The sequence below is a fragment of the Sphingobium sp. V4 genome (assembly GCF_029590555.1).
GTDB lineage: Bacteria > Pseudomonadota > Alphaproteobacteria > Sphingomonadales > Sphingomonadaceae > Sphingobium.
This window is the reverse complement of record NZ_CP081001.1, coordinates 1290265-1310878: the sequence shown is the minus strand read 5'-3', so window position 1 is coordinate 1310878 and position 20614 is coordinate 1290265. Positions and strand designations below refer to the sequence as shown.

The 20614-nt window shown below is 62.4% G+C and carries 15 protein-coding genes, 1 tRNA gene and 1 pseudogene; 7 read left to right on the top strand and 10 right to left on the bottom strand.

Annotation, left to right across the window (positions count from 1 at the left end; all coding sequences use genetic code 11):
* Positions 1-116: 116 nt before the first annotated feature.
* Positions 117-192: transfer RNA gene (locus K3M67_RS06730), tRNA-Lys, on the top strand.
* Between the two features lie 341 nt (positions 193-533).
* On the opposite strand, the pseudogene K3M67_RS06725 reads toward K3M67_RS06730, so the two are convergent.
* The 3 genes and pseudogenes from K3M67_RS06725 to K3M67_RS06715 form a co-directional block, all read right to left on the bottom strand.
* Positions 534-1798 (bottom strand): annotated as a pseudogene (locus K3M67_RS06725) (IS701 family transposase).
* A 246-nt stretch (positions 1799-2044) separates the two neighbouring features.
* Positions 2045-3028 (bottom strand): aldo/keto reductase, encoded by a 984-nt coding sequence (locus tag K3M67_RS06720; RefSeq protein ID WP_285832731.1) that lies wholly within the window; start codon positions 3026-3028, stop codon positions 2045-2047.
* Positions 3029-3055: 27 nt separating this feature from the next.
* The gene (locus tag K3M67_RS06715; protein WP_285832730.1) at positions 3056-4018 is read right to left on the bottom strand and encodes an SDR family NAD(P)-dependent oxidoreductase; all 963 of its coding nucleotides are present in this window, start codon (positions 4016-4018) and stop codon (positions 3056-3058) included.
* 194 nt (positions 4019-4212) lie between these two features.
* On the opposite strand from K3M67_RS06715, the gene K3M67_RS06710 reads away from it, so the two are divergent.
* From K3M67_RS06710 to qatD, 5 genes are all read left to right on the top strand, one after another.
* Positions 4213-5112 carry a LysR family transcriptional regulator gene (locus K3M67_RS06710; protein WP_285832905.1) on the top strand — a complete coding sequence of 300 codons (900 nt, stop codon included), beginning with the start codon at positions 4213-4215 and terminating at the stop codon, positions 5110-5112.
* 395 nt (positions 5113-5507) lie between these two features.
* Positions 5508-7487 (top strand): Qat anti-phage system ATPase QatA, encoded by a 1980-nt coding sequence (qatA, locus tag K3M67_RS06705; RefSeq protein ID WP_285832729.1) that lies wholly within the window; start codon positions 5508-5510, stop codon positions 7485-7487.
* Between the two features lie 176 nt (positions 7488-7663).
* Positions 7664-8356: a Qat anti-phage system associated protein QatB gene (gene qatB, locus K3M67_RS06700; protein ID WP_285832728.1), complete on the top strand. Its 693-nt coding sequence runs from the start codon at positions 7664-7666 to the stop codon at positions 8354-8356.
* On the top strand, positions 8353-9702 hold the full coding sequence (gene qatC, locus K3M67_RS06695; RefSeq protein ID WP_285832727.1) for a Qat anti-phage system QueC-like protein QatC: 1350 nt from the start codon (positions 8353-8355) through the stop codon (positions 9700-9702). Before qatB ends, qatC begins: the two co-directional genes overlap by 4 nt.
* Positions 9699-10463, top strand: a complete 765-nt coding sequence (gene qatD, locus K3M67_RS06690) for a Qat anti-phage system TatD family nuclease QatD (RefSeq protein WP_285832726.1) — start codon at positions 9699-9701, stop codon at positions 10461-10463. The genes qatC and qatD overlap by 4 nt, the downstream gene beginning before the upstream one ends.
* A gap of 21 nt (positions 10464-10484) precedes the next feature.
* On the opposite strand, the gene K3M67_RS06685 is transcribed toward qatD, so the two are convergent.
* The 6 genes from K3M67_RS06685 to K3M67_RS06655 form a co-directional block, all read right to left on the bottom strand.
* Positions 10485-10820: a hypothetical protein gene (locus tag K3M67_RS06685; protein ID WP_285832725.1), complete on the bottom strand. Its 336-nt coding sequence runs from the start codon at positions 10818-10820 to the stop codon at positions 10485-10487.
* A 749-nt stretch (positions 10821-11569) separates the two neighbouring features.
* The gene (locus tag K3M67_RS06675) at positions 11570-12106 is read right to left on the bottom strand and encodes a restriction endonuclease (RefSeq protein ID WP_285832724.1); all 537 of its coding nucleotides are present in this window, start codon (positions 12104-12106) and stop codon (positions 11570-11572) included.
* Between the two features lie 14 nt (positions 12107-12120).
* Complete coding sequence (mobF, locus tag K3M67_RS06670; protein WP_285832723.1) at positions 12121-15084, bottom strand: MobF family relaxase; 2964 nt, start codon at positions 15082-15084, stop codon at positions 12121-12123.
* Positions 15081-17150, bottom strand: a complete 2070-nt coding sequence (locus tag K3M67_RS06665) for a type IV secretion system DNA-binding domain-containing protein (RefSeq protein WP_285832722.1) — start codon at positions 17148-17150, stop codon at positions 15081-15083. Before K3M67_RS06665 ends, mobF begins: the two co-directional genes overlap by 4 nt.
* On the bottom strand, positions 17147-17446 hold the full coding sequence (locus K3M67_RS06660) for a CopG family transcriptional regulator (RefSeq protein WP_285832721.1): 300 nt from the start codon (positions 17444-17446) through the stop codon (positions 17147-17149). The genes K3M67_RS06665 and K3M67_RS06660 overlap by 4 nt, the downstream gene beginning before the upstream one ends.
* A gap of 609 nt (positions 17447-18055) precedes the next feature.
* Entirely contained in the window at positions 18056-18280 is a 225-nt protein-coding gene (locus K3M67_RS06655; protein ID WP_285832720.1) for a hypothetical protein, read from the bottom strand.
* Between the two features lie 521 nt (positions 18281-18801).
* Between K3M67_RS06655 and K3M67_RS06650 the strand changes: the two genes are divergently transcribed.
* A complete protein-coding gene (locus tag K3M67_RS06650; RefSeq protein ID WP_285832719.1) occupies positions 18802-19038 on the top strand; it encodes a hypothetical protein in 237 nt (78 codons plus the stop codon).
* Positions 19039-19368: 330 nt separating this feature from the next.
* Here K3M67_RS06650 and K3M67_RS06645 read toward each other — a convergent pair whose 3' ends face one another.
* Positions 19369-20610: a DUF2493 domain-containing protein gene (locus K3M67_RS06645; protein ID WP_285832718.1), complete on the bottom strand. Its 1242-nt coding sequence runs from the start codon at positions 20608-20610 to the stop codon at positions 19369-19371.
* Between the last annotated feature and the right edge of the window lie 4 nt (positions 20611-20614).

Below are 20614 nucleotides of genomic sequence, written 5' to 3'. Positions count from 1 at the left end.
AGCGCGAACGAAAATTTCCGCCGCAACGCGATTTAGTGTTTGCAGAATCGCGAGCGGCTGCTAACAGCCCGGCCACGCCGGAGCGACGACCCACAGGGTCACGCCAACGCCAGCGTGGACGCATAGCTCAGTTGGTAGAGCAGCTGACTCTTAATCAGCGGGTCCTAGGTTCGAGCCCTAGTGCGTCCACCAAAAATCTCAATAAAATCAGTGAGTTAAAGTAGGCTCGGCTACCGGCTGGCTTTGGCCTTTTATTTTTGGCCACACTTTTGGCCACAAATGCCCCCCCTGCGATAACCAGAGACGTACGGATACGGTGTGAGAGACCTGCACACAGCGAGAGGTAGCCAAGGCGTGGGGCAACCGCTTGGAGTTCCCTCGCCGCGCGAAGGATCAAGAATGTATTTCAAGCCTAGCACTACTTTGGCAGATTGATGTTGGGTGCCGTGATGAGGACGGCCCCGCAGCGAGCGCAGCAGGTTGGCGGCGGGCGTGAGAGGTGATCGAGGATCGCTTGCCGGATCGCTGGCAAGCTAGGCTGCGGCGGCGGACCGACGACTCTTTTTTTCCCGGCCCGCAGCGCGGAGGCGGCGGGTCTGGAGGAAGGCGTAGGCGATCATCGTCATGAGCGTGTGTCGATGCAGGCCAGTCCAGGAACGGCCTTCGAAGTGATCAAGGCCGAGCTCCTCCTTCAACTGCTGATGGGCCTGTTCGCAGATCCATCGCGCCTTGATGGCGCCGGCGAGCTTCCTGATCGGCGTGTCGGCGGGCAGGTTGGAAAGGTAGTATTTGCGTTCGCCGCTGGAGCGGTGTTCGCCGACAAGCCAGACCTCCTCGCCAGGCATGTGCTGGGCACCCATGGTGCCAATACGCTGTGGCGGACCGTCCGCCACCCGAACACGAATAGCGGCGAAGCGGGCGGAGAGGCGCCCTTTGGTGCCGCGCCGCCAGCTGACCTGACGCCACTTCGCGCTTTCGAGCATCGTCTGGGCGGCAATCGACCTGCTGTTGGGTACGTGGCGCTGACGAGGCCGTCCTCGACCTGCCACCGGGAAGACCAAGGCGACATCGGCAGGGTAGACCTTCTGACGTCCAGGGATACCCACAGCCCAGGCCAGCCCGCGGTCACTCAGCGCCTGCCGGAAGGGGCCGCTCAGGCCGTAACCCGCATCGGCAAGTACGCAGCCGAACCGCACGCCGGCGGCGTGCACGCGATCGACCTCCGCGATTGCCATCTCAGGCTTGGTTTTGGCAACGCGGTGCGCATCGGGCACGCCGGCACGGTCCATGCGCGCCGGATCACTGGTCCAACTCTCCGGCAGGAACAGGCGCAGGCCCAGCATCACCGGCACCTCACCACGCGCGAGCGTCACCGATACCATCGTCTGGCAGTTGGCGTTCTTGCCCAGCGCCGAGGCATATTGCGGTGCCACGCCGACCGAGCTCTGCCCCTTCTTCGGCAGCGCCGTATCATCGATGATCAGCCAGCTTTCTGCGCTACCGACCAACGCATCGGCTTGTCGCCAGAGCTCCGCTTCCAGCGGCGCGCTGTCCCAAATGCCTGCGCCGATGAAATGATGAAGTCGGTCATAGCTGATATCATCGGCTTTGGCGGCCATCGGCTGGATGCTCTTGCGGTCGCCCGGCCCAATCAGACCAGCGATATACGCCGGGCACATCTCGCGCCGCGCGCGATGGCCGAGGGCGTTCACAAAGGGCGCCAACCAGCGCTCAAGATCATTCCTCCAGTCCGTGTCCATGGCCGGCACTCCACTATAGCCGACCTCCTATGAATCACCGAAACCTCCCAAAGGGAATCCCCTCCGGTATCAATCTGCCAAAGTAGTGCTAGGTCGCGACCCGCTTTCATTGGGGCGTTAGCTTCCGCGTGCACTTCTGCGTACAATATTCGCTTAAACTGCGCTTTTGCAGAGCCCGACCCATTGCACACGCTCAGCGCCTGATTTTCGATCCCCAGTAGCAGACGTTCAGCTCTTCCGGTCGCTCTCGCCGCCGGCCAATGTCGACCAAATAACTCCGTCCCTCATCTGTCGATCAGGCGCATGGCGGCCTCAGGATAGCGAGCCCCCTGGACGGGGATATCCGCGAGTACTGCGGCGATGGCGTCCAGCTCTTCTTGCGTTAGCGCTACGTTGGCGCCGCCAACATTCTCCTCCAGGCGATAGAGCTTGGTGGTGCCAGGAATCGGCGCGATCCAGGGCTTCTGAGCGAGCAGCCACGCAAGTGCCGCCTGAGCAGGCGTCATGCCCTTGGCGGTCGCGATTTCACTGATGGCGATAGCCAGACGCTGATTTGCGATGCGTGCCTCACCCTGGAAACGCGGAAGGACATTACGGATGTCCCCGTCCGCGAAGGTGGTGGCCGTGTCAATCTTGCCGGTGAGAAAACCCTTGCCCAGCGGGCTGAACGGCACGAAGCCGATCCCCAGTTCCTCCAGCGTCGGCAGGATCTCGAATTCGACGTCGCGGGTGAAGAGCGAATATTCGCTCTGGAGTGCAGCGACAGGCTGGACCGCATCAGCGCGGCGGATGGTGGCGGGGCCAGCTTCCGACAGGCCAAAATGCTTGACCTTGCCTTCCCAGATCAACTCCTGAACCGCGCCCGCAACATCCTCGATCGGCACGTTCGGATCGACGCGGTGCTGGTAGAACAGATCGATGCGGTCGGTCTTGAGCCGTTTCAGCGACTGCTCTGCGACAAGCTTGATGCGTTCAGGCCGGCTGTCCGTTTCGCCGGTGCTCGCATTGCCGTCTTTCCACCCGAACTTGGTGGCATACACCACCTGATCGCGCACCGATGCAAGCGCTTCACCGAGCAGCTCTTCGTTCTCGGCGCCATAGGCCTCCGCCGTATCAAAGAAGGTCACACCAAGGTCGTAGGCCGCCCGTACCAGCTCTACCGCCTCGCCGCGGTCAGTAGGCGGGCCGTAGCCAAACGAAAGCCCCATGCAGCCGAAGCCGAGTTCGGAGACCTCCAGGCCACCTTTCCCAAGAATACGCGTTTTCATAACTGTCTCCTCTCATCTGTATCGGAGTTAGAAGCGCTCGCCCACGAGTTCCTCGCTCTTGGCCCACAGCGCATCGGCATGATCGGGATCGATCGCATAGGAGCGGACACCATCCATGGTCGGTCCATCGTTGATCAAAGCGACGTGGCAATCTTCGCAGTAGTGGCCACCGACTATGTCTGCCTCGGCCACGACACCTGCCCAGACCGAGGTCGCAGCGCCTTGAGGAACCGACTTATATCGGAAGAGCGGTTGCCCGGCAGCCGCCAGAGCCTCATTCATCTGGTCGGCAAGCGCCAGATCTGCTTCGAGGCCAATGTGCCGATTGAGTTCGGTCTGGATACCGCCCGGATGTACGCTGGTTGCGCGGACGCCGCGCCCACGATGCCGTTTGTCGAACGCCACAGCGAACAGGGCCGGCGCCGTCTTGGAGCGGCCGTAGGACACCCACGGATCGTAGTCCGTGTGCTCGAAATTCGGATCGACAAGGTCGACGTCCGAGATGTGATGCGCGGCCGATGACAGAGTGACCAGTCGGGCCCTATCACGCAGCAGCGAGGCAATATGGTTGACCAGCACGAAATGGCCAAGATGGTTGGTGGCAAACTGCATCTCGAAGCCATCGACGGTGCGGCCGAACGGGGCTGCCATCACGCCAGCATTGGCGATGATGAGATCGAACAGACGACCATCCGCCAACAGGCGATTGGCACAGTCACGCACATCCGCCAGGTCGGCGAGATCAAGCTCGATCAGTTGCAGACTGCCACCGCCGGTCTGCGCGGCGGACCTGACGACTTCTGTCGCCTGCTCGGCCTTAGCAAGATTGCGTGCCGCCCCGACCACATCAGCGCCATGGGCCACGAGCGTGCGCGCAGTCTCGACGCCGAGGCCTGCAGATACACCGGTTACGAGCACCCGCTTACCCCGAAGGTCAACGCCGGACAGCACGTCGTCGGTCGTAGAAGCCCATCCAAATTGGTCAGTCATGTGAATTCCTCAGCATAGCTATAAATGGTGTTTGAGACGTGGGGTGCAGGAATGAACCGGCTCTCTCATCGGAACGAGATAGCGGCTGTGGCAGCGATGAATTAGATGGAAAAACGCGCATATTCTGATGCACAGCATGCATAGATAGACCAACTCGTGAGTCTATCGGTCGCCAAGTTCGGGAGCCACCCATGATGCAGCGAGACGATCTCAACGACCTTCATGCCTTCTCCGCCATCGCAGAAGATGGGAACTTCACCCGCGCCGCTGCCCGACTCGGGATGTCCCAGTCGGCACTCAGCCACGCACTCAGGCGCCTTGAAACGCGCCTCGACATCCGTCTGCTGACCCGCACTACACGCAATGTTGCGCCGACCGAAGCCGGTAGCCGACTGCTAGGCCAGCTGACGCCTGCGCTTGAAATGATCGAAGAAGGGCTGCGTTCGATTGGCGACCTGCGCAAGACGCCCTCGGGCACGATCCGCATCACGGCGAGCGAGCATGCCTGTGACACGGTGCTGTGGCCGGCAGTGAAAGAATGGCTGCCGCATTATCCGGAGGTAATTGTAGAAATCAGTCTCGATTCCCGGATGACCGACATCGTTGGTGACAGGTTCGACGCCGGAATACGAATCGGTGAGTCAGTCGACAAAGACATGATCGCGGTGCGCATCGGGCCGGACCTACGCCTGATCGTTGTCGCATCGCCCGACTATCTTGATCGGGCCGGCACACCCGAAAGCCCCCACGACCTCGCGGATCACCGTGCCGTAAATCTGCGGATGCGCAGTGGCGGGGGAATCTATGTGTGGGAGTTGGAACGGGACGGGCATGGGGTACGCGTGCCGATGGAGGGAGCACTGATTTTCGATGATTCTCAGATGGTGCTTGAGGGCGCGATAGCCGGCTTTGGCTTGGCGATGGCGATGGAGGACGTCGCTGCGCCGTACCTTACAAATGGTGCCCTTAAACAGGTGCTCACCGAATGGACTCAGCCGTTCGCCGGCTATTTCCTCTATTATCCCAGTCGCCGGCAGCATTCAGCCGCCTTCAGCCTTCTTCTCGATCGGCTCCGGGAGCGTGGCCGCATTTAAGTCGCCGCAGCTCAGGCGATCGCTGGCCTTCGGGCGAGCTACTTATCCAGCGGAAACTGGCGCAGCCGCACCAAGTGCCGCAGCGTTCCGAGCCACTGATCCCGGCATATGCTGGAGTTCATAGGATATTTCAGGAACGGGGGCTTCGCCCCAGCTCCACAGTCGACCCTTTGCAGCTATTTAGCCGACGATATTTTGTTCCCAGACGCGGCCTGTCCGGTTTTGCCTGCGGGACCCCAGATTAAGCCGGATGCGAACTGACAGCTTTTGACAGGAGAACACATAAGCTGACGTTCTACCATTAAAGGCTCTTACTTGAGCAAACGAGCTTGGCAGGATTGTTTCGGGCTTGACCTATCGATTTAAGCGCTCAAGCATGGCGCTGGGGGTGTGCCATGTTTTTGTTCGACAACGAGACCAAGGTCGACCTGCTCAACAATGAGCCGATCGCCGCGTCTATCGTGGCGTTGCTGCGGGACAATCCATCAAAGCCAATGACGATCGGCGTCCACGGCGACTGGGGCGCTGGAAAGTCGAGCATTCTCGAGATGATCGAGACTCAGTTCGAGACCCATGCGAATTCTGTCTGCCTGAAGTTCAACGGCTGGCGGTTTCAAGGCTTCGAAGACGCAAAGATCGCCTTGATCGAGGGTATCGTTACCGCGCTCGTCGAAAAGCGCCCGATGCTGACCAAGGCCGGCGATACCGTGAAAGACATCTTCAGCCGGATCGATTGGCTGAAGGTCGCGAGGCATGCTGGGGGACTCGCATTGACCGCGACGACCGGTATTCCTTCTCCCGATCTGGTGGCCGGGCTTTTTGCCAAGCTCAAGGACCTCGCCGCCGATCCCGCAAAGCTTGCGACGAAGGAGAGCCTCGACGCGGCCGCCGAAGGGGCCAACGGCCTGTTGAAGCCCTCGTCGAAGAAAGTGCCGGAAGAGATTCAGGCCTTCCGGAAGGCCTTCGACGAGCTCTTGGAGAAGGCGGGAGTCGATCAGTTGGTTGTGCTGATCGATGATCTCGATCGGTGCCTTCCCGATACCGCGATCGAAACGCTCGAGGCCGTCCGACTCTTCCTGTTCACGGACAACACCGCGTTCGTCGTTGCCGCCGATGAGGCAATGATCGAGTACTCCGTTCGCAAGCACTTCCCCGACCTGCCCGACAGCACCGGTCCGCGCGACTATGCGCGCAACTATCTCGAGAAGCTGATCCAGGTGCCGTTCCGGATTCCGGCGCTCGGCGACGTTGAGACCCGATCGTACGTGACGCTGCTGCTCGTGGGTGCAGAGCTGGGCGAGGACCACGCCGGCTTCAAAGAGCTGATCGCCGAAGCACGGATAGCGTTACGAGAGCCCTGGAAGGGCGGCGGCGTCGATGCGGCTTTGCTACGCGACACGCTCGGCGACCTTGGCGACAAAGCTCACGAGGTAGTCGCGGCATTGACCCTGAGCGACCAGATTGGTCCGCTCCTCGCTCGCGGAACGTTCGGCAACCCTCGTCAGATCAAGCGGTTCCTGAATGCGCTGCTGTTGCGCGAACACACCGCCCGCAACCGACAGTTTGGTGACGACTTCAAGCGCACGGTCCTCGCCAAGCTGATGCTCGCCGAACGCTTTATCCCACGCCTGTTCGAGCAGGTCGCGAATGACGCTGCACAGGACCAGGGAGGTTTCTGCAGGAGGTTGGACAAGCTCGAGGCAGGCCCGGTTGCGGCGCCCATCGCCGAGGTTGCATCCGAATCGTCCACAGAAGAAGTTACATCCCGGCGCAAGCCGAAACCCGAGACGACTCCCGCACCCACTCCCGCGAGCGATCAGATCCTCGATGAATGGCGGGTCGACGACCGTGTGACAGAATGGGCCAAGCTCGAACCGAAACTGACGGGCGTCGATCTTCGCCCGTATTTGTTCATCGCCCGCGACCGGAAGGATTTCTTCGGCGCCGCGTCCACGCTGGGCCATCTCCAGGGCATCGTGGATATCCTGATGCTGCCCAAGGTCGCGATAGGCGCGCAGGGTGCGAAGCTCAACGAACTGGTGCCCGCCGAAGCGAGCAAGGTTTTCGAGGGCGTCCGGTCGCGGATCATGTCGAATGAGGACTTCAAGCAGAAGCCCAAGGGTATCGACGGCATCATCGCGCTCGTCACTGCGCAGCCTGCGCTACAGCCCAGCCTGCTCGATCTCATCGAGCAACTCCCTGCCGACCGCTGTGGTGCCTGGCTGGCGTCGGGCTGGAACGCGGCGCTGACCGCCTCACAATCTGGACAGCGTTTTGCTTTGATCGTGAAGCGGTGGAACGACCAGGACGACAATGCCGCTCTAAAGATGGCAGCGGGCGCCGCGATGTCGCTCAAGAGCAAGGCGAAAAGCTGATGGGAACCTCGACGCCGTTCGGCGGTCCAAAAGGCAATAACCCGCTCGTTCCCGACTTCGTCGATGACGGCGACGGAGGCGCTGCTCCTGGAGCGGCACCAGCTCCTCCGGACGAAGATGGAGCCCAGCCCGTTCCACCGGCGCCAGCGCCTCGGCCCGCACCCATACCGCCACCGATGCCGGACCGGTTCAGGAATGCGCGTCGGAACTTCACCAAGTTCGCGAGCTCTGGCGGGGGCGATCGGCGCGCGCTCGGACGCGCCGTATCCCAATATGTGTCCCAGGCGGCGGGCGGTTCCGGCTCGGCCGCGCGCAAGATGGGTTCGTCGCGCGGCGCCGCTGCGCGGATAGCCGGCTTCCTCGGCGACGTCAGCGTGAACGGCCTGCAAGCGGCTCTCGCGACTCTCAACATGGCCGGTTTGGCCGGACGACCAGCAGCCGACATCCTGTCCGCCCTCGTCGAGCACTTCTGCCCGGAAGGTGGATCGATCGACGAGGGTATCGCGCGCGATGCCTTCATGGAGACCGTCATCGATCTGGCCGACGCGGGTGTCACCGACATGGCCAACCTCACGCCTGAGCAGATGCAGACTGTGCTCGAGCTCTACATCGCCCACACGATCGAAGACCGGATCTACAATGACATCGGGGTGAAGGGAGTCGAGGTTCCCTCGGACATTAGCGCTGCGGAAGCGGTGCGGGATCAGCTCCATGACTTCATCCTGGGCGGTGTCGCCGATGTCTTCAGCGAAGCGGCCATCGACTTCGCGGCGATCGATTCGGCCGCACTCGCCCAGACGATCGACCGCATTTACGAGGCGGCCTTCGACATCCTCGAGGCGCTCGGCGAAGAGGAGGCGCAGAAGTGACCCGGCACCTCATCGTAGGTCGTCTCGGCCCAGGCGATCGCACCAGGATACCGAAGGCGGCCGACGAGCGGATGACGCAGCTAGCCTTCGGCCCCGCTGATGGTCTCGCATTCGGGATCGGCCACGCGCTGGACGATCTCCGGAAGCTCGGCCTCCATCCGAGCGAGATCGGCGCGGACCTCCTCGTCCTCGCCGCGCACGTCCATGCGGCGGACACGCGCATCTCGCGCGACAGCGAAGCGCAGGACGGATGGACTCGCGAGATCCGGCTGGTCGTTCCGGTGAGCGATCCAACCATCTGGCGGAGAACCGGGCACATCCTAAAACGTGCCCTCGATTTCCTGACGGGCGATCGTTGGCAGGTCGGGTTTAGGGGCCGCCCGCAAACCCACCGTGCCCTTGTCGTCGCACCCGACAATCGGCTCGGCGGCATCCCGTACGATGGTATCAGCTTGTTCTCGGGCGGGCTCGACAGCCTAATCGGAGCGATCGACCGGCTTAGCGCCGGGCATGCGCCACTGTTCGTGAGCCATGCAGGCGAGAGCGCCGTCAGCTCGTCGCAGGAGGTCTGTTTCGACGGTCTCAAGCACCATTTCCAACGGAATGACCTCGATCGCCTGCGCGTGTGGATGACCTTCGAGAATGGCCTCATCGAAGACGTCGCCTCGGAGTCGACGACGCGAGGACGCTCCTTCCTGTTCTTCGCGCTGGCTGCTACGGCCGGATCGGGATTGGGGCGCCCGTTCGAGATACAGGTTCCCGAGAATGGCTTGATCGCGCTCAACGTACCATTGGACCAACTCCGCCTCGGTGCCCCGAGCACCCGCACGACCCATCCATTTCATATCGCGCGTTGGAACGACCTGCTCGGCCAGCTCGGGATTTCGGGCTCGCTGGTTAATCCGTACTGGAACAAGACCAAGGGAGAGATGGCCTCTGAATGTGCGGAGCAGGCGTTGTTGATGAAGCTTGCTGCGAGTTCACTCTCGTGTTCGTCGCCCGCGAAGGCACGCTGGCGCGGTCTTCCACAAGGACATTGCGGACATTGCCTGCCCTGCCTGATACGACGCGCGTCGCTGCTCGGCCGCGATCCCACGCCCTATATTCTTGACGACCTCAAAGCCGTCACGCTCGACACGCGGAAGGCTGAGGGAATACAGGTCCGCTCGTTCCAGCTCGCGATCGAACGGCTGCGGAAGAAGCCAGACCTCGCGACAATGCTCGTTCACAAACCTGGAAGCCTCGCCGACGTGCCGCACCAGACCGCAGATCTCGCCGACGTCTATCGACGCGGCCTCGCCGAGGTCGGCCAGCTGTTGAAGGGCGTCCGGGCCGCGCCCGGATGACCGCGGCAGAAAAGGTCGGGGGGGCCGCGCTCGTCGATTTCCACTGCCATCTCGATCTCTATCCCGACCATCAGGCGGCCATCGACCGGTGCGAGCGCGAGGCCGTCTACACGTTAGCCGTCACGACGACCCCGAAGGCGTGGGAACGGAACCACAAGCTGGCATCTGCGACAAAATATGTCAGGGCGGCGCTCGGCCTTCACCCCCAACTCGTGGAATCGCGATCGCACGAACTCGCGCTCTGGAAGGAGTTGGTGGACGGGACGCGGTACGTCGGCGAGGTCGGCCTCGACTCGGGTCCGAAATATTTTCGCTCGCTCGATTTGCAGAAACAGGTGTTCGGCGAAATCCTCGATCGGTGCGCGGAACTCGGAGACCGTATCCTGACGATCCACAGCGTGCGCGCAGTGAGGCTCGTGCTCGACATGCTCGAGGCTCGCTTCCCGAGCGGACGCGGCAAGGTCGTCATGCACTGGTTTACCGGCACGCCTGCGGAACTGCGGCGCGCCATCGAAATGGGATGCTACTTCTCGGTGAACTTCGCCATGCTCGAGGGCGAGCGCCGCAGGGCGCTGGTCGCAGCAATACCGCTCGATCGATTGCTGACCGAAACAGATGGTCCGTTCACCCAGACGTTGGGACGACCTTCCCATCCGGTCGACGTATCCATGGCGGTCTTGGAACTCGCCCGCATGCACGACATCGATGGACTGGCGATGGCTCGCCGTATCATGAGGAACCTGAAATCGATGATTGGCTGACGATTGCTGCAGGAGATGCGGTCAACCCGCGATCTTCGCCATTCTCTTCTTCAGGTATTCGAATGACCTCTCGTCCACGCAGCTGTCGATCGGGTGTCTACCTCGCCATTCGGGGTGCGGCGTGGTCAGGAATACCGGCGCATGCTCAGGACGGCGTGTCTGCGCGGCGGCAGTCAACAGCTTGTCGCGCATCCGCGCGAGCGCACTCTTCCGTTCGATTACGTGCGCGTGCAGGCGTAGCGCGGTCCGCGATCGATCGAGACCGTCATACGACGCTGCGGCGGCGGTGCGCGGGGACTGGCCGAGGGCGGCGTCGAATGCGTCCGTCCAAGACCAGTCCTCGCGATTCTGCGACATGCGTACGTCGCGTTCCAGCGATGACACCCGCCCATCAACCTCGCGCTTGGCCGCTTGTCGCGAGACTATAACATCACGGTCCCGGAGGATTTGCTTGGGCCTGCTTGATGCCTATCGCGAGCAACCGACGGATCAAGCATTCGCCCAATCACGCGAAGCATGGGTTGCGGCAGCGTTCCACAGCTTCGAATCTCAGCGGGAACCTGACACTGGTGGCTCTCGAAATATTTCGGAACCGAAACGGTTTCGGAGATGGTCCGCTACGCTCGCAGCATAGCGTCGCTGTCTCCACTCGGTCGGACTGTGGTAGATGCCGACGGCGCTCCAATAGTCGCGGGTCGCAGCCAGGCCAGAAAGGAATATCCAGCGGGCGGCACTGACATTGAAGCACGCGTCATGGGTGAGCCACCATCGTACATGCGTGGGCGGCCGCCTCATAGCGGTGGCAATTTTCGAGACCCACCAACTGTTCACCTGCAACGGGCCGAGATCATGTGAGCCGTTGGTGTTCCGGATCTCAGCGCCGACCCAGCCGCCCTCCTGATCGCGCAAGCCCCAGAGCGTTTTCTCAAGCCAAGGCCTGCCTGCTGCTGCCTCGCGGATGCACCTTGCCACCTCCCGCTCGTTCACTGATCGCGTGGTCTGGTTCGCGAGAGCTGCCGAGACGCCGCACTGCATGGTCGCGGAGAACAGGATCACAGTGTGCAGGCACGGCCGCAGATATCTGCGAGCAGCCTTTTGCAAGCCGCTCATATGCCAATCCCCTTTAACATGAGTGAGCCTCCGGTGAGGAGGGTGAGCAAGCGTTCGCCCGAGACGAGTTCGACGTTCTTGTGACGGTCAAGGAGGCTGCGGCTCATCCCTCCTGTTCGACCGGTGTGGATGAAGAGCCCTGGCTTCCCTTGTCGCCTGCAGAGCAGCGCAAAGGCTTCCACATGCTCCGGCCGGATGGCGCTGGCGTAGCGCTTGGCCTGGATGAGCCAATTCTGGCCACCAATCACGACCTGTCCGTCAATTCCGCCATCACCAGTGTAGCGGGGGTTACGGATCACCCTGTGGCCTCGCATTGCGAAGCTTTCGAGAAGCAGTTCCTCGAATGCTAGGGCATCCATAGCCCGTAGCCGCGCATAAATGCGGGCGGGCGGCTGGGTCCGGTCCGGACCACGAAAAGCAACGCACATGGTTCGGGCCTGTCGTCGTCGCCAACGATGACGCAGCGGAATTTGTACGAGGCGCGCGACCAGCGCGGCAACGACCAGCAAAATGATGAGTACGAGAAGCGACATCGCCGAAAGTCCTGTCAGTGTTCAGGTCCTTGGGAAGGCTCGGGCTGATGGTCGGGGCCCGACGCGGCGTGATCCTCACGGTGGGGGGCTTGCGGGTTGCCCCGCGCATCGGCGGGATTTGTCCGATCGAGAACAGACTGAAGAAAGCGGTCCAGTACTTCAGCGATGCTCCGCGCACCGTCGGCGAGTTGCTGGCCCAGACCCCTCGTCGATCGATCGCGCCGATCGAGCTGACGCTCAAGCTCAGCATCACGTCGCCGCTGCCTGTCCCGCTCCTGCTCGTCGCGCCCTTGTCCGATGCGATCGGGATGGCGGTCTGCGAAAGCGGCATTGCTGTCCCGATCCAGGCGTCCGAGACCCTCCAGCGACGATGTTTTCTCCCCCGACCGTTCAGCGAGCCTTTGGGCCAGCTTTTTGGTGTCCTCGGTCCAGAGCTTCACGCCATATTGGGCGCGCGTGATCGCGGTGTAATAGTTCTGGCCGTTGACCAGCCCGGAGTTGACGGGCGCCAGAACATAGACCCGGTCATAGGTCTTCGACTGCGCGGAGTATACGGTTTCCGCATAGCCATGGTCCCAGGTCTTGTGGATCGAAAGATCGATGTCCTGGACACGATTGTCACGGTCCCACCGGATGGTCGCTATCGGGCCATCCAGCTTTTCCACGGTCCCGCGCTCGGCGTTCTTGAGCTGCAGGTCCTTGTTAGCCAGTCGCCACTGGATGCGGTCGCCTTGCGCGAGGTCGCGCTCCTCGCGATTGAAGACATTGATCTGGCGGGCGTTGCCGAGGCGGGGATCCCAACGAATAATGCGGCCATTCTCATCCACGAGCCGGACGATCTGCCGTCCGTTCGCATCCCGTCCGAGCCCAAGAACGCGATATTCGGTCTCGCGCGCGATGCCCGACGCGGCGATGTCGCGACCGAAGGAGACGACCTGGCCGCCGGAATAGAAGCGGGCATTGTGCTTCTCGACATCGGTCATGCCCGATGAGGAGAGAACGGAGAGCCGGGCGTCTTCAGCCGCGACCACCCCTTCCCGCTTCAGGGTCTCGCGGATCTGGGTGTTCACGATCAGACGGGTCGCGTTGTCGAGCACGAGGATGTTGGTATTGGCGCGGTTCTCGGGTCTGAGGCGCGTCCATTCCTGGACAAGTCCCTTGGCGAGCTTGTCAGCGCTCTCACCGCTTACGACCTTGTCGAGGCTGGCGAGTGAGCCCGCATAGTCGCCGGCGCGCGCCTGGGCGACGGCCGTTTTCATGACCTTGGTCTCCTGACGGATCGCCTCGGTCAACTGGGTTGTCGGCATGCCCAGCTTCTGGAGCAGCCAGAAAGCCTTGCCCTGCTCGATCGCCCCGGTCTGCTTGTTGTCGCCGAGCAGAAGCACCCGCGCGCCCGTGGCCCGGCTGATCTCCAGCACGCGAAGTGCTTGCCGGTTGCCGAGCTGGCCGGCCTCGTCGAGCACCAGGACATGGCGGTCGGTGAGCCTGTGACCGCCCCCGGCCAGCAAGCTCGCGACCGTACGCGATTCGATATTCGCCTTCCGCCCGAGTTCGGCGGCCGCAGACGATGTCGGGGCGAGCGCCAGCAGGGTCGTCCCCGGTTCGGCGGCTTCCTCGAGCGTTCTGACCAGCGTCGATTTGCCCGATCCGGCGACGCCGTGGATCGCCGTGACGCGATCACGCGACGTGGCGATATCGACCAGCGCGCGCTCCTGCGCCGAGGTCAGGCCGGCGCTTTCGAGAGCGACCAGGAGACGATCCGATGAAGCGATCGGTCGCGCGTCGTCGAGCGACAGGGCCAGGTGCTGCGTCATCGCGAGTTCCAGCCGCGCGGTCCGCCGCGTGGTGCGTCCCCGCGTCAGGGTCTGATCCCCGGTCTGGGTATGGGTGGCGAGAAGCTTGCGCCGCTCTTCGTGGACTTCAAGCCGTGGTTGCAGGTCCGATAACCGGACCTCCCCGACATGGCTTGCCAGACCAAGCCGCAATATCCTGCCCCGGTTGTTGACCGCTTCGCGGGTCTCCGCCTGCCGGATGCCGAACAGAGCGGCACGTCCGGCCGCCGCCGGGTCAAGCTCTGGCGGGGCATCTTTCTGCTCTGCTTTCGTTGCGACGGATTCCAGAAATTGACGGAATGGCTGAGACCGATCGGTCCAATGCCGATGCAGATCGTCGAGGCCGATCTTCACCTTGGGGGGCCGGGTCGCATAGAAGGACCGTTGCCGGTCGGCCTGCCCCGAGAAGCCATTTTCCTTCGCGTGTTCGTTGATCTGTTCGCCGCGCTGGGAAAATTCCAGGAGGAGCTCCTTGGGGAAATCGGCCAGTTCGAACAGCCCTGTGCGGGGATCGAATACGATCTCGTGCCCCTGCTCGAGAACATCCCGAGCCAATTCGTTTCGATAGATCTGTCCGGCTACCATCTGCTCGGCGAACATGGCCCGGGTTTCGAGGCTGGCCATCGGGCTCCCGTCCTCGCGATTGGTGATGTTCATGACCACGGCATGGGTATGGAGATGGGGATCGCGCTCCCGCGACGCGTGCTCCGTGAAGCGGGCAATGATGAGGCGGCCGGTGGTCTCGTGCAGGATCTCGCCGTCTTCGCGTCGACGGAGCGTGGCATGTTCTTCGAGATAGTCGAGAGCGGCAGTGACGGCGCGTTCATGAGCGGCGAGGATGCGCTCGTCGCCCATGACCAGTGCCATGATCGAGATCGACTTAGGGGCATTGACCGCGAAGTCCCAGCCTGGATGATGCTCGATCTCGCCGTTCTGACGGTGGCGGCCAAGCTGCTGATCTCCGACCTTACCGGTGAGCAGCTCTTTGAAGATCGCGGGATCGACCTTGCCCTTGAGGGCTAGTTCCTCAGCGATTCTGCCATCCCATTCGGAATGCTCTTCGGCGCCCTTGGTGTAATAATCGCCGACCGTATAATAGCGGGCGATGTTGCCGGGTTTGCCCTTGAGGCGGACAGGATTGATCATGCCGGCCTCGCCGGCTCACGAGGCCCATTGGCCTGCCCGTGCTGGACCAGATCCGACTTGATGTCGCCTTGTCGAGCGGCAAGGATGTCCCAGGCGACGCTGACCGGTACGGGCAATTCCCCCTCGCCTGCCGAGAGGATGGCATCGACCTGTTCTTCTGCGTTTGGCGGTGGTGCGGGTTTGAAGAGGTCTCGCTGATTGTCGGGGTCGTCAGCGGGCTTGCGTTCCGTTCGCGCCTTCTCCTGTGGGGCAGTTTTCCCCAGTTTCTGCTCCCGCTCCATCTGATCGCGGACACGGGCCTCGGCATGGGCCAGTTTGACAAGCTTATCCGCCTGCGAGAGGCGCACCGGCGGCGTAGTGCGCTCGACGAACGCCTCGGCGATCGAAGGAACCTGATTATATTGGTCGGCAAACCGGACCACCGGAAGGTTGCGTCCGAACCGCAGGAAGCCGGAGAGGTTGGGAAGATTGGTGACCTCGGTATGCATGACCAGCGGCCGGGTCACCTGCATGCGTGAGAGGTTCACGCCGTCACGCATGTCGTTGACGCCGTAGGACATACCCTCGTTGGCCTCGACCTGTTCGACCTGGCCGAGATTCTCGGAAACATGCTTGGCGGTGGGGGAGTCGTTGGCGCGCAGCGCCACCCAGGTGGAGCAATAGCCGGTGATCGCCGCGGCGTCCTGAATGCCGTAAGTGGCTTCCAACTGGGGATAGGACTGAAACCCCAGGATGCCGCATCCGCCATATTTGCGGGCACGCGCCAGGAAGTCGGAAAGGCTGGGGAGCTTCTGGAGAGTGGGGAGTTCGTCGACGACGCAATAGAGACGCCGGTCCCGGTCCGGCACGAGGCTCATGATCGCCGAGATGGCGATATCGAGCCAGACGGTGATGAGGGGACGAAGCGAGGGAAGCTGGTCCGCTTTGACGGTGATGAACAGCCAGCTCCCGTCCGCTCCGGTCTCCACCCAGTCGCGGATCGAGAAACCGTCCTCGGTGTCGTCGAGATAGGCGAAGCTGCGCATGACCGAGGCGAGTTCGGCCTGAATGCCGGCGGAGGTTCGCTCTCCCTCGGTGGAGATGAAGGCGGCCGCGTCGGTCCCTGCAGCGAAGGCGGCGAGATCCCTCAGCTTGGAGCGCAGCAGCCGGTCCAGCAGCAGCGAGATGAAGGTATGCTTCTGTTTGGCGAGCTTGCGCATCACCGCGACCAGGGTGCCGCGCCCGGCCTTTGCCCAGAACGGATCGCCTGTCTTGTCGGGGATCGTCGACTCGGCGATCTGGTCGTAATGATAGTCCCTCGGAACATCGACCCAAGGGGACCAGCGTGCGGTCCGCTGATCGAGCGGGTTGAGCAAAGTGTCGATCTCGGGCCGGTAGAATTTCTCTACAAACGTGCCAGCTGTGTCATAGACGATGGCGCGCTTTCCCGCCTTGCGGATGCCATCGAGCATCTTGATGATGAGGTTGGTCTTGCCCGTGCCGGGCGCCCCACACAGGAGAATATGCTCGGGCTCGAAGGCTTCCGGGACGGGGACACCACCGATGGTGAGCACCCCCTTTTTCTGCCAGCGCAACGCCCGCTTCACTTGGCGGAAGGTGCCGAAGCGCGCACCGCGTAGATATTGGTTGGAGCCGAGGCCCTTTCCCGTCCGGGTGAAGTAAAACCATGCCCAGGCGAGCGCACCGAGGGCGAAGATCCCTGAGACCAGGGCGCCATGGATCAGGTACAACTCGAAACTGTGGAGCGTCTTCTTGGCGAGCGCGGACTCCATCAGCCAGTCGGCCGACGTCCAATATTGTTTCCCCGCTGGGGTCTTGAACAGAACGGGATCGTTGGTACCGGCAGCGGCATCGACCTTGAAGCTCGCCTCGGCGAGCTTCATCAGGACGAAGCGCTCATACTCGCTGGACTTCTCGAGCGCGTACCAGACGATACCCATCACCCAGATTACGAGGCCAGCGATCATGGTCTGGAAGAAGACCTGGGTGGTCATACGGACATTGTGGACGATGGCCTGACCACCCCGGGTCCAGGAGCCCAATGTGTCGTTGCGGAAGATGCTCACCGGACACCGTCCCGGCCGAGCAGGCCCCTCTTGAGGAGCATTTCGCGCGCATCCGCCTTCGCCTGTTCGAGAGCCTTCGGCGACTGCTGGCCGGTCGCGGTGGCGACGATCGAAAGGATCTGGATACAGGTCGCCAGGATCTCGTCCTGGGAGGAGTAGATATAGCGCCCGCCGGGATCGGCGGCCTGCTCGAGCACCGATCGGACGAATGTCGAGAAGGAAAGATCGGCGCCCGTGGCGCGCCTGTTCAGGCGCTCATAGAGGGCGTCGTCGATACGAACACTGATACGAACCACGTCGATACTCCACTTGGGAGCTCGACCGGAATGTCTTGAAGCAGTGTCAAACTACTCGAAATCGTCCCGTCCCTCAACGATTTAGTGATGTCGGACATGTCCGACAGAAAATGTTGCGACATTTCAAAGCATTGATGGCTGTGAATTTCAGACGGGATGACATGTCGGACAAGCCACGTGACCGATGGCAGACATGTCTGACACCATTAACTATCTGATACAGCTCGATAATCGTGCCGCAGCACCCGTGCGTGGGGTGCATTACAAACGCCTCTGGCGTGCGTCGTTCCTTGCGCAGCGACAGCGTCGCTGCGAAGCCTCGTGCCGGGAGGCGCGGGGGCTCTCTGAAAGGGGATCAGCAACCTCGCCATGAGGGATCCTGTGTTGGAGTGAGATGGGGGAGCGAACCTCCTCACCGACTGCGCCAGCCTTCGCCGGTCTCCTTAGGGAAACAGGTCGCTTTGGGATGACAGTGGGCGAGGTTGTGTTGGCGCGGCAGCAGCCTGACGGCGCCCTCGATGGGCGCCGTCAGGCTTTTGATCGCGCACCTCGATTTCGGTGTCGGGACAGAAAAAAGGGAGAGGCGTTGCCGCCCCTCCCCCGTCGGTCTCAATATTCGTCGACCAGCCCGCCCGGCACGCTGTGGACGATCCGGTCGATGATCGTCATCGGTAGCGCGGCGCAATCGCCCTCATCAATGGTGATGTAGCCCGCCTCGTCGTCCGCCACGACATGCTGGTTGAAGTAGCTGTGAAGCGCGCGGCGTTCGGCATTCGCGACGGCGGCGAAAAGGACGGCGTTGTCGGCGGCGGTGCTGGTCGAGATGATCTGCATGATGGGCTCCTGTCTGTCTTGAATGACAGGAGCGGCGCGTCGGACGGCCGAGGCCGGGTCAAGGATCGCGAAGCGACCGCTTTAGCGGCGGTGGGGGTCACGATTTTCTTCGGTGGCCAGGGGCGCCGAAGGAGGAGCGCTTCGCTCGATCCGCCGAAGAAAATGGTGGGGCCCCGCCGTCCTTGATGCGGTCTCGGGCGTCCGACATGATGGGAAGACTGTGAGAGATATTCCCTCTCGTCAGGAGACCCCGGCAAGGCGTAGCGGCATGCGGACCGAAGGGTCCGCGCGGCACGCGAGCGAGACCGAACTCGATGCCGCCGAAAAGGAAATTGGACCGAGCACGAGGCCCGGTCCCGATGCCGTCAGGGGTGATGGCCGCAGGGGCAGCAATGTTCCTCGATAACAGCAAAGCTCCACCTCGGAGGTGACGCGCGCCATTCAATGTCTAGGGCTTGCAAGCAACGCATCGTTGAGCGATGTCACGGACTGGCGGGCAGACCATCGTAAGGAAGATGGAAATGCCGAAGATGACAGAACGCGAAAAGCTGGCCGATCTGGTCGAGCGTCAGAAGCGCATGGATACGGAAATAGAGGCGACGCGGCAGAAGCTGCGCGAACGTTATGCCCGGATCGTTGGTGAGTTGCCCGTCGAGGGACTGAGCGAGCGCGAGTTTCGCGACGTGCTGGGACAGGTAATCCGGGTCGGAGGTGCCGCCGCATTTTCTGCGCTCAAGCCCCTACCCAACGTAGCGTGAGCGCTCCATATCCGTTTCATCGATAGCGGAAAGGGGAGCGACGTTGCCAGGCCGCAGGCCCAGGCAAAAGGAGCGGCGTGGGGGAAACCGTTCGGGTTTCCCCCACCCGACATGACGACACGGCAAAGGCCGACGCGGAAGGTTCCGCGCCGGTCATGCCGGGATCATATTATGAGCGGGTGCAATGGCCGGGGAAGACAGTTGTAGCCGCGCTATGCCCGCAATGACTGCAATCGACGGTGTGCTAGGCGTCGATGCAACCGCCTTAGACTCCGATCATTGGATAAACTCCGGTAGGAGGATGGCCCGCCCCGAAGGGCGGGCCGGATTTCAGGCCGCGAGGCGCGCTTTGCGCTCGCGCTTGGCGGCGCGGATCGCGTCGATCCCTTCCGCATCGGGCCGCTGGCTATCGACCTTGAAAGCGTGGGTCGGGATGTCCGCATCCTTGAGAAGGTCGAGGAGGTTCGCCTGTATGCCGGAACCTTGGCAGACAAGCGCCTCGACGGGACGGGGGCGAAGGTTGACCATCTTCTCGTTGCGGACGAACCCGGCGCGGCGACCAAGGCGGCCTTCGGGGGTGAAGGCGACAAGCGGGACGCCTGCCTCTGCGGCCCACGCGGCGGCGATGGCGTCGGCTCCCTTGCGCTGCGCCGTGGTCACAAGCGTCATATGCGGCACGCGCGCCTTGATCTGGTCGAGCTTGTCCCAGATCATCCGCCAGTCGTGCCATTCCTGTCCGCCGGAAAAGACGACAACGGGGCCTTGCGGTTTCAGGCGTTCGCGCGCTTCAAGGGCACGTTCGCGCAGGAAGTCGGCGGCTGCGATCTGGCTTGCGGTGGTGACGCTGGATGCTCGGGAACCGCGCGCGGCGCTCCACGGAAAGCCGGTTTCGGCGCGATAGACGGCGGCGCCGTAATCGCGCATCGCCTCTATGGCGGCGCGCTGTTCCGCGACCGTGCGGCAACGGGTTTGCAGTTCCTCGACATTGCTGTTCCAGACTTCGCCCGCTTCGGGATCGCGGATCATCTCGCCCAGCTTGAGGGCTAGGCTATCCTCGATGCCCGCCAGCTTCTGCGCCTCATGGTGGAAGCTGTTGACGAAACCCCATGCGAGCGGCTGGGCTGTCGGCTCCATCCTCGTATCCCGGAACAGGTCGAAGATGGTTGCGATGATCGCCCCGCAATCTTGCTGCGCCTGCATCGGGTGCGGCATGTCGAGTTCCTGCGGGTCGCGCGCGCCTTCGATGATCGCGAGCGGCTGGACGTCGCCGAACGCGGCTTCGATTTCCGGGATCGCGGTTTCCTCGGCATAGAGTTCGGCAAGCTCCCGGTCGCGCGGGCTCATGGCGTCCGGTTCGAGGTCGTCGTCGACATCGCCGGGCGGGATCGGAGTCAGCTTGCAATCGAAGCGCTCTTCGATCTTGCCCAAAACGGACTGAAACTCATCGCCTTCGATGATCTCTTTATAGGCCGCATCAAACTTGCCCGGTGTCGGCCCGGTGGCATCCTGTCCGATGGCTTGGGCCATATCGGCAAAACTGCTATAGCGGCGGGAGGTCGTTTCCTTACTCATGGTC

Excerpts from the sequence above, each read along its gene's own strand:
- qatB (WP_285832728.1), top strand. The coding sequence starts at position 7,664 with ATGCCGGACCGGTTCAGGAATGCGCGTCGGAACTTCACCAAGTTCGCG.
- K3M67_RS06720 (WP_285832731.1), bottom strand. The coding sequence starts at position 3,028 with ATGAAAACGCGTATTCTTGGGAAAGGTGGCCTGGAGGTCTCCGAACTC.
- K3M67_RS06675 (WP_285832724.1), bottom strand. The coding sequence starts at position 12,106 with ATGTCGCTTCTCGTACTCATCATTTTGCTGGTCGTTGCCGCGCTGGTC.
- K3M67_RS06685 (WP_285832725.1), bottom strand. The coding sequence starts at position 10,820 with ATGTCGCAGAATCGCGAGGACTGGTCTTGGACGGACGCATTCGACGCC.
- K3M67_RS06715 (WP_285832730.1), bottom strand. The coding sequence starts at position 4,018 with ATGACTGACCAATTTGGATGGGCTTCTACGACCGACGACGTGCTGTCC.
- K3M67_RS06645 (WP_285832718.1), bottom strand. The coding sequence starts at position 20,610 with ATGAGTAAGGAAACGACCTCCCGCCGCTATAGCAGTTTTGCCGATATG.
- qatD (WP_285832726.1), top strand. The coding sequence starts at position 9,699 with ATGACCGCGGCAGAAAAGGTCGGGGGGGCCGCGCTCGTCGATTTCCAC.
- qatA (WP_285832729.1), top strand. The coding sequence starts at position 5,508 with ATGTTTTTGTTCGACAACGAGACCAAGGTCGACCTGCTCAACAATGAG.
- K3M67_RS06655 (WP_285832720.1), bottom strand. The coding sequence starts at position 18,280 with ATGCAGATCATCTCGACCAGCACCGCCGCCGACAACGCCGTCCTTTTC.
- K3M67_RS06710 (WP_285832905.1), top strand. The coding sequence starts at position 4,213 with ATGCAGCGAGACGATCTCAACGACCTTCATGCCTTCTCCGCCATCGCA.
- mobF (WP_285832723.1), bottom strand. The coding sequence starts at position 15,084 with ATGATCAATCCTGTCCGCCTCAAGGGCAAACCCGGCAACATCGCCCGC.
- K3M67_RS06650 (WP_285832719.1), top strand. The coding sequence starts at position 18,802 with ATGCCGAAGATGACAGAACGCGAAAAGCTGGCCGATCTGGTCGAGCGT.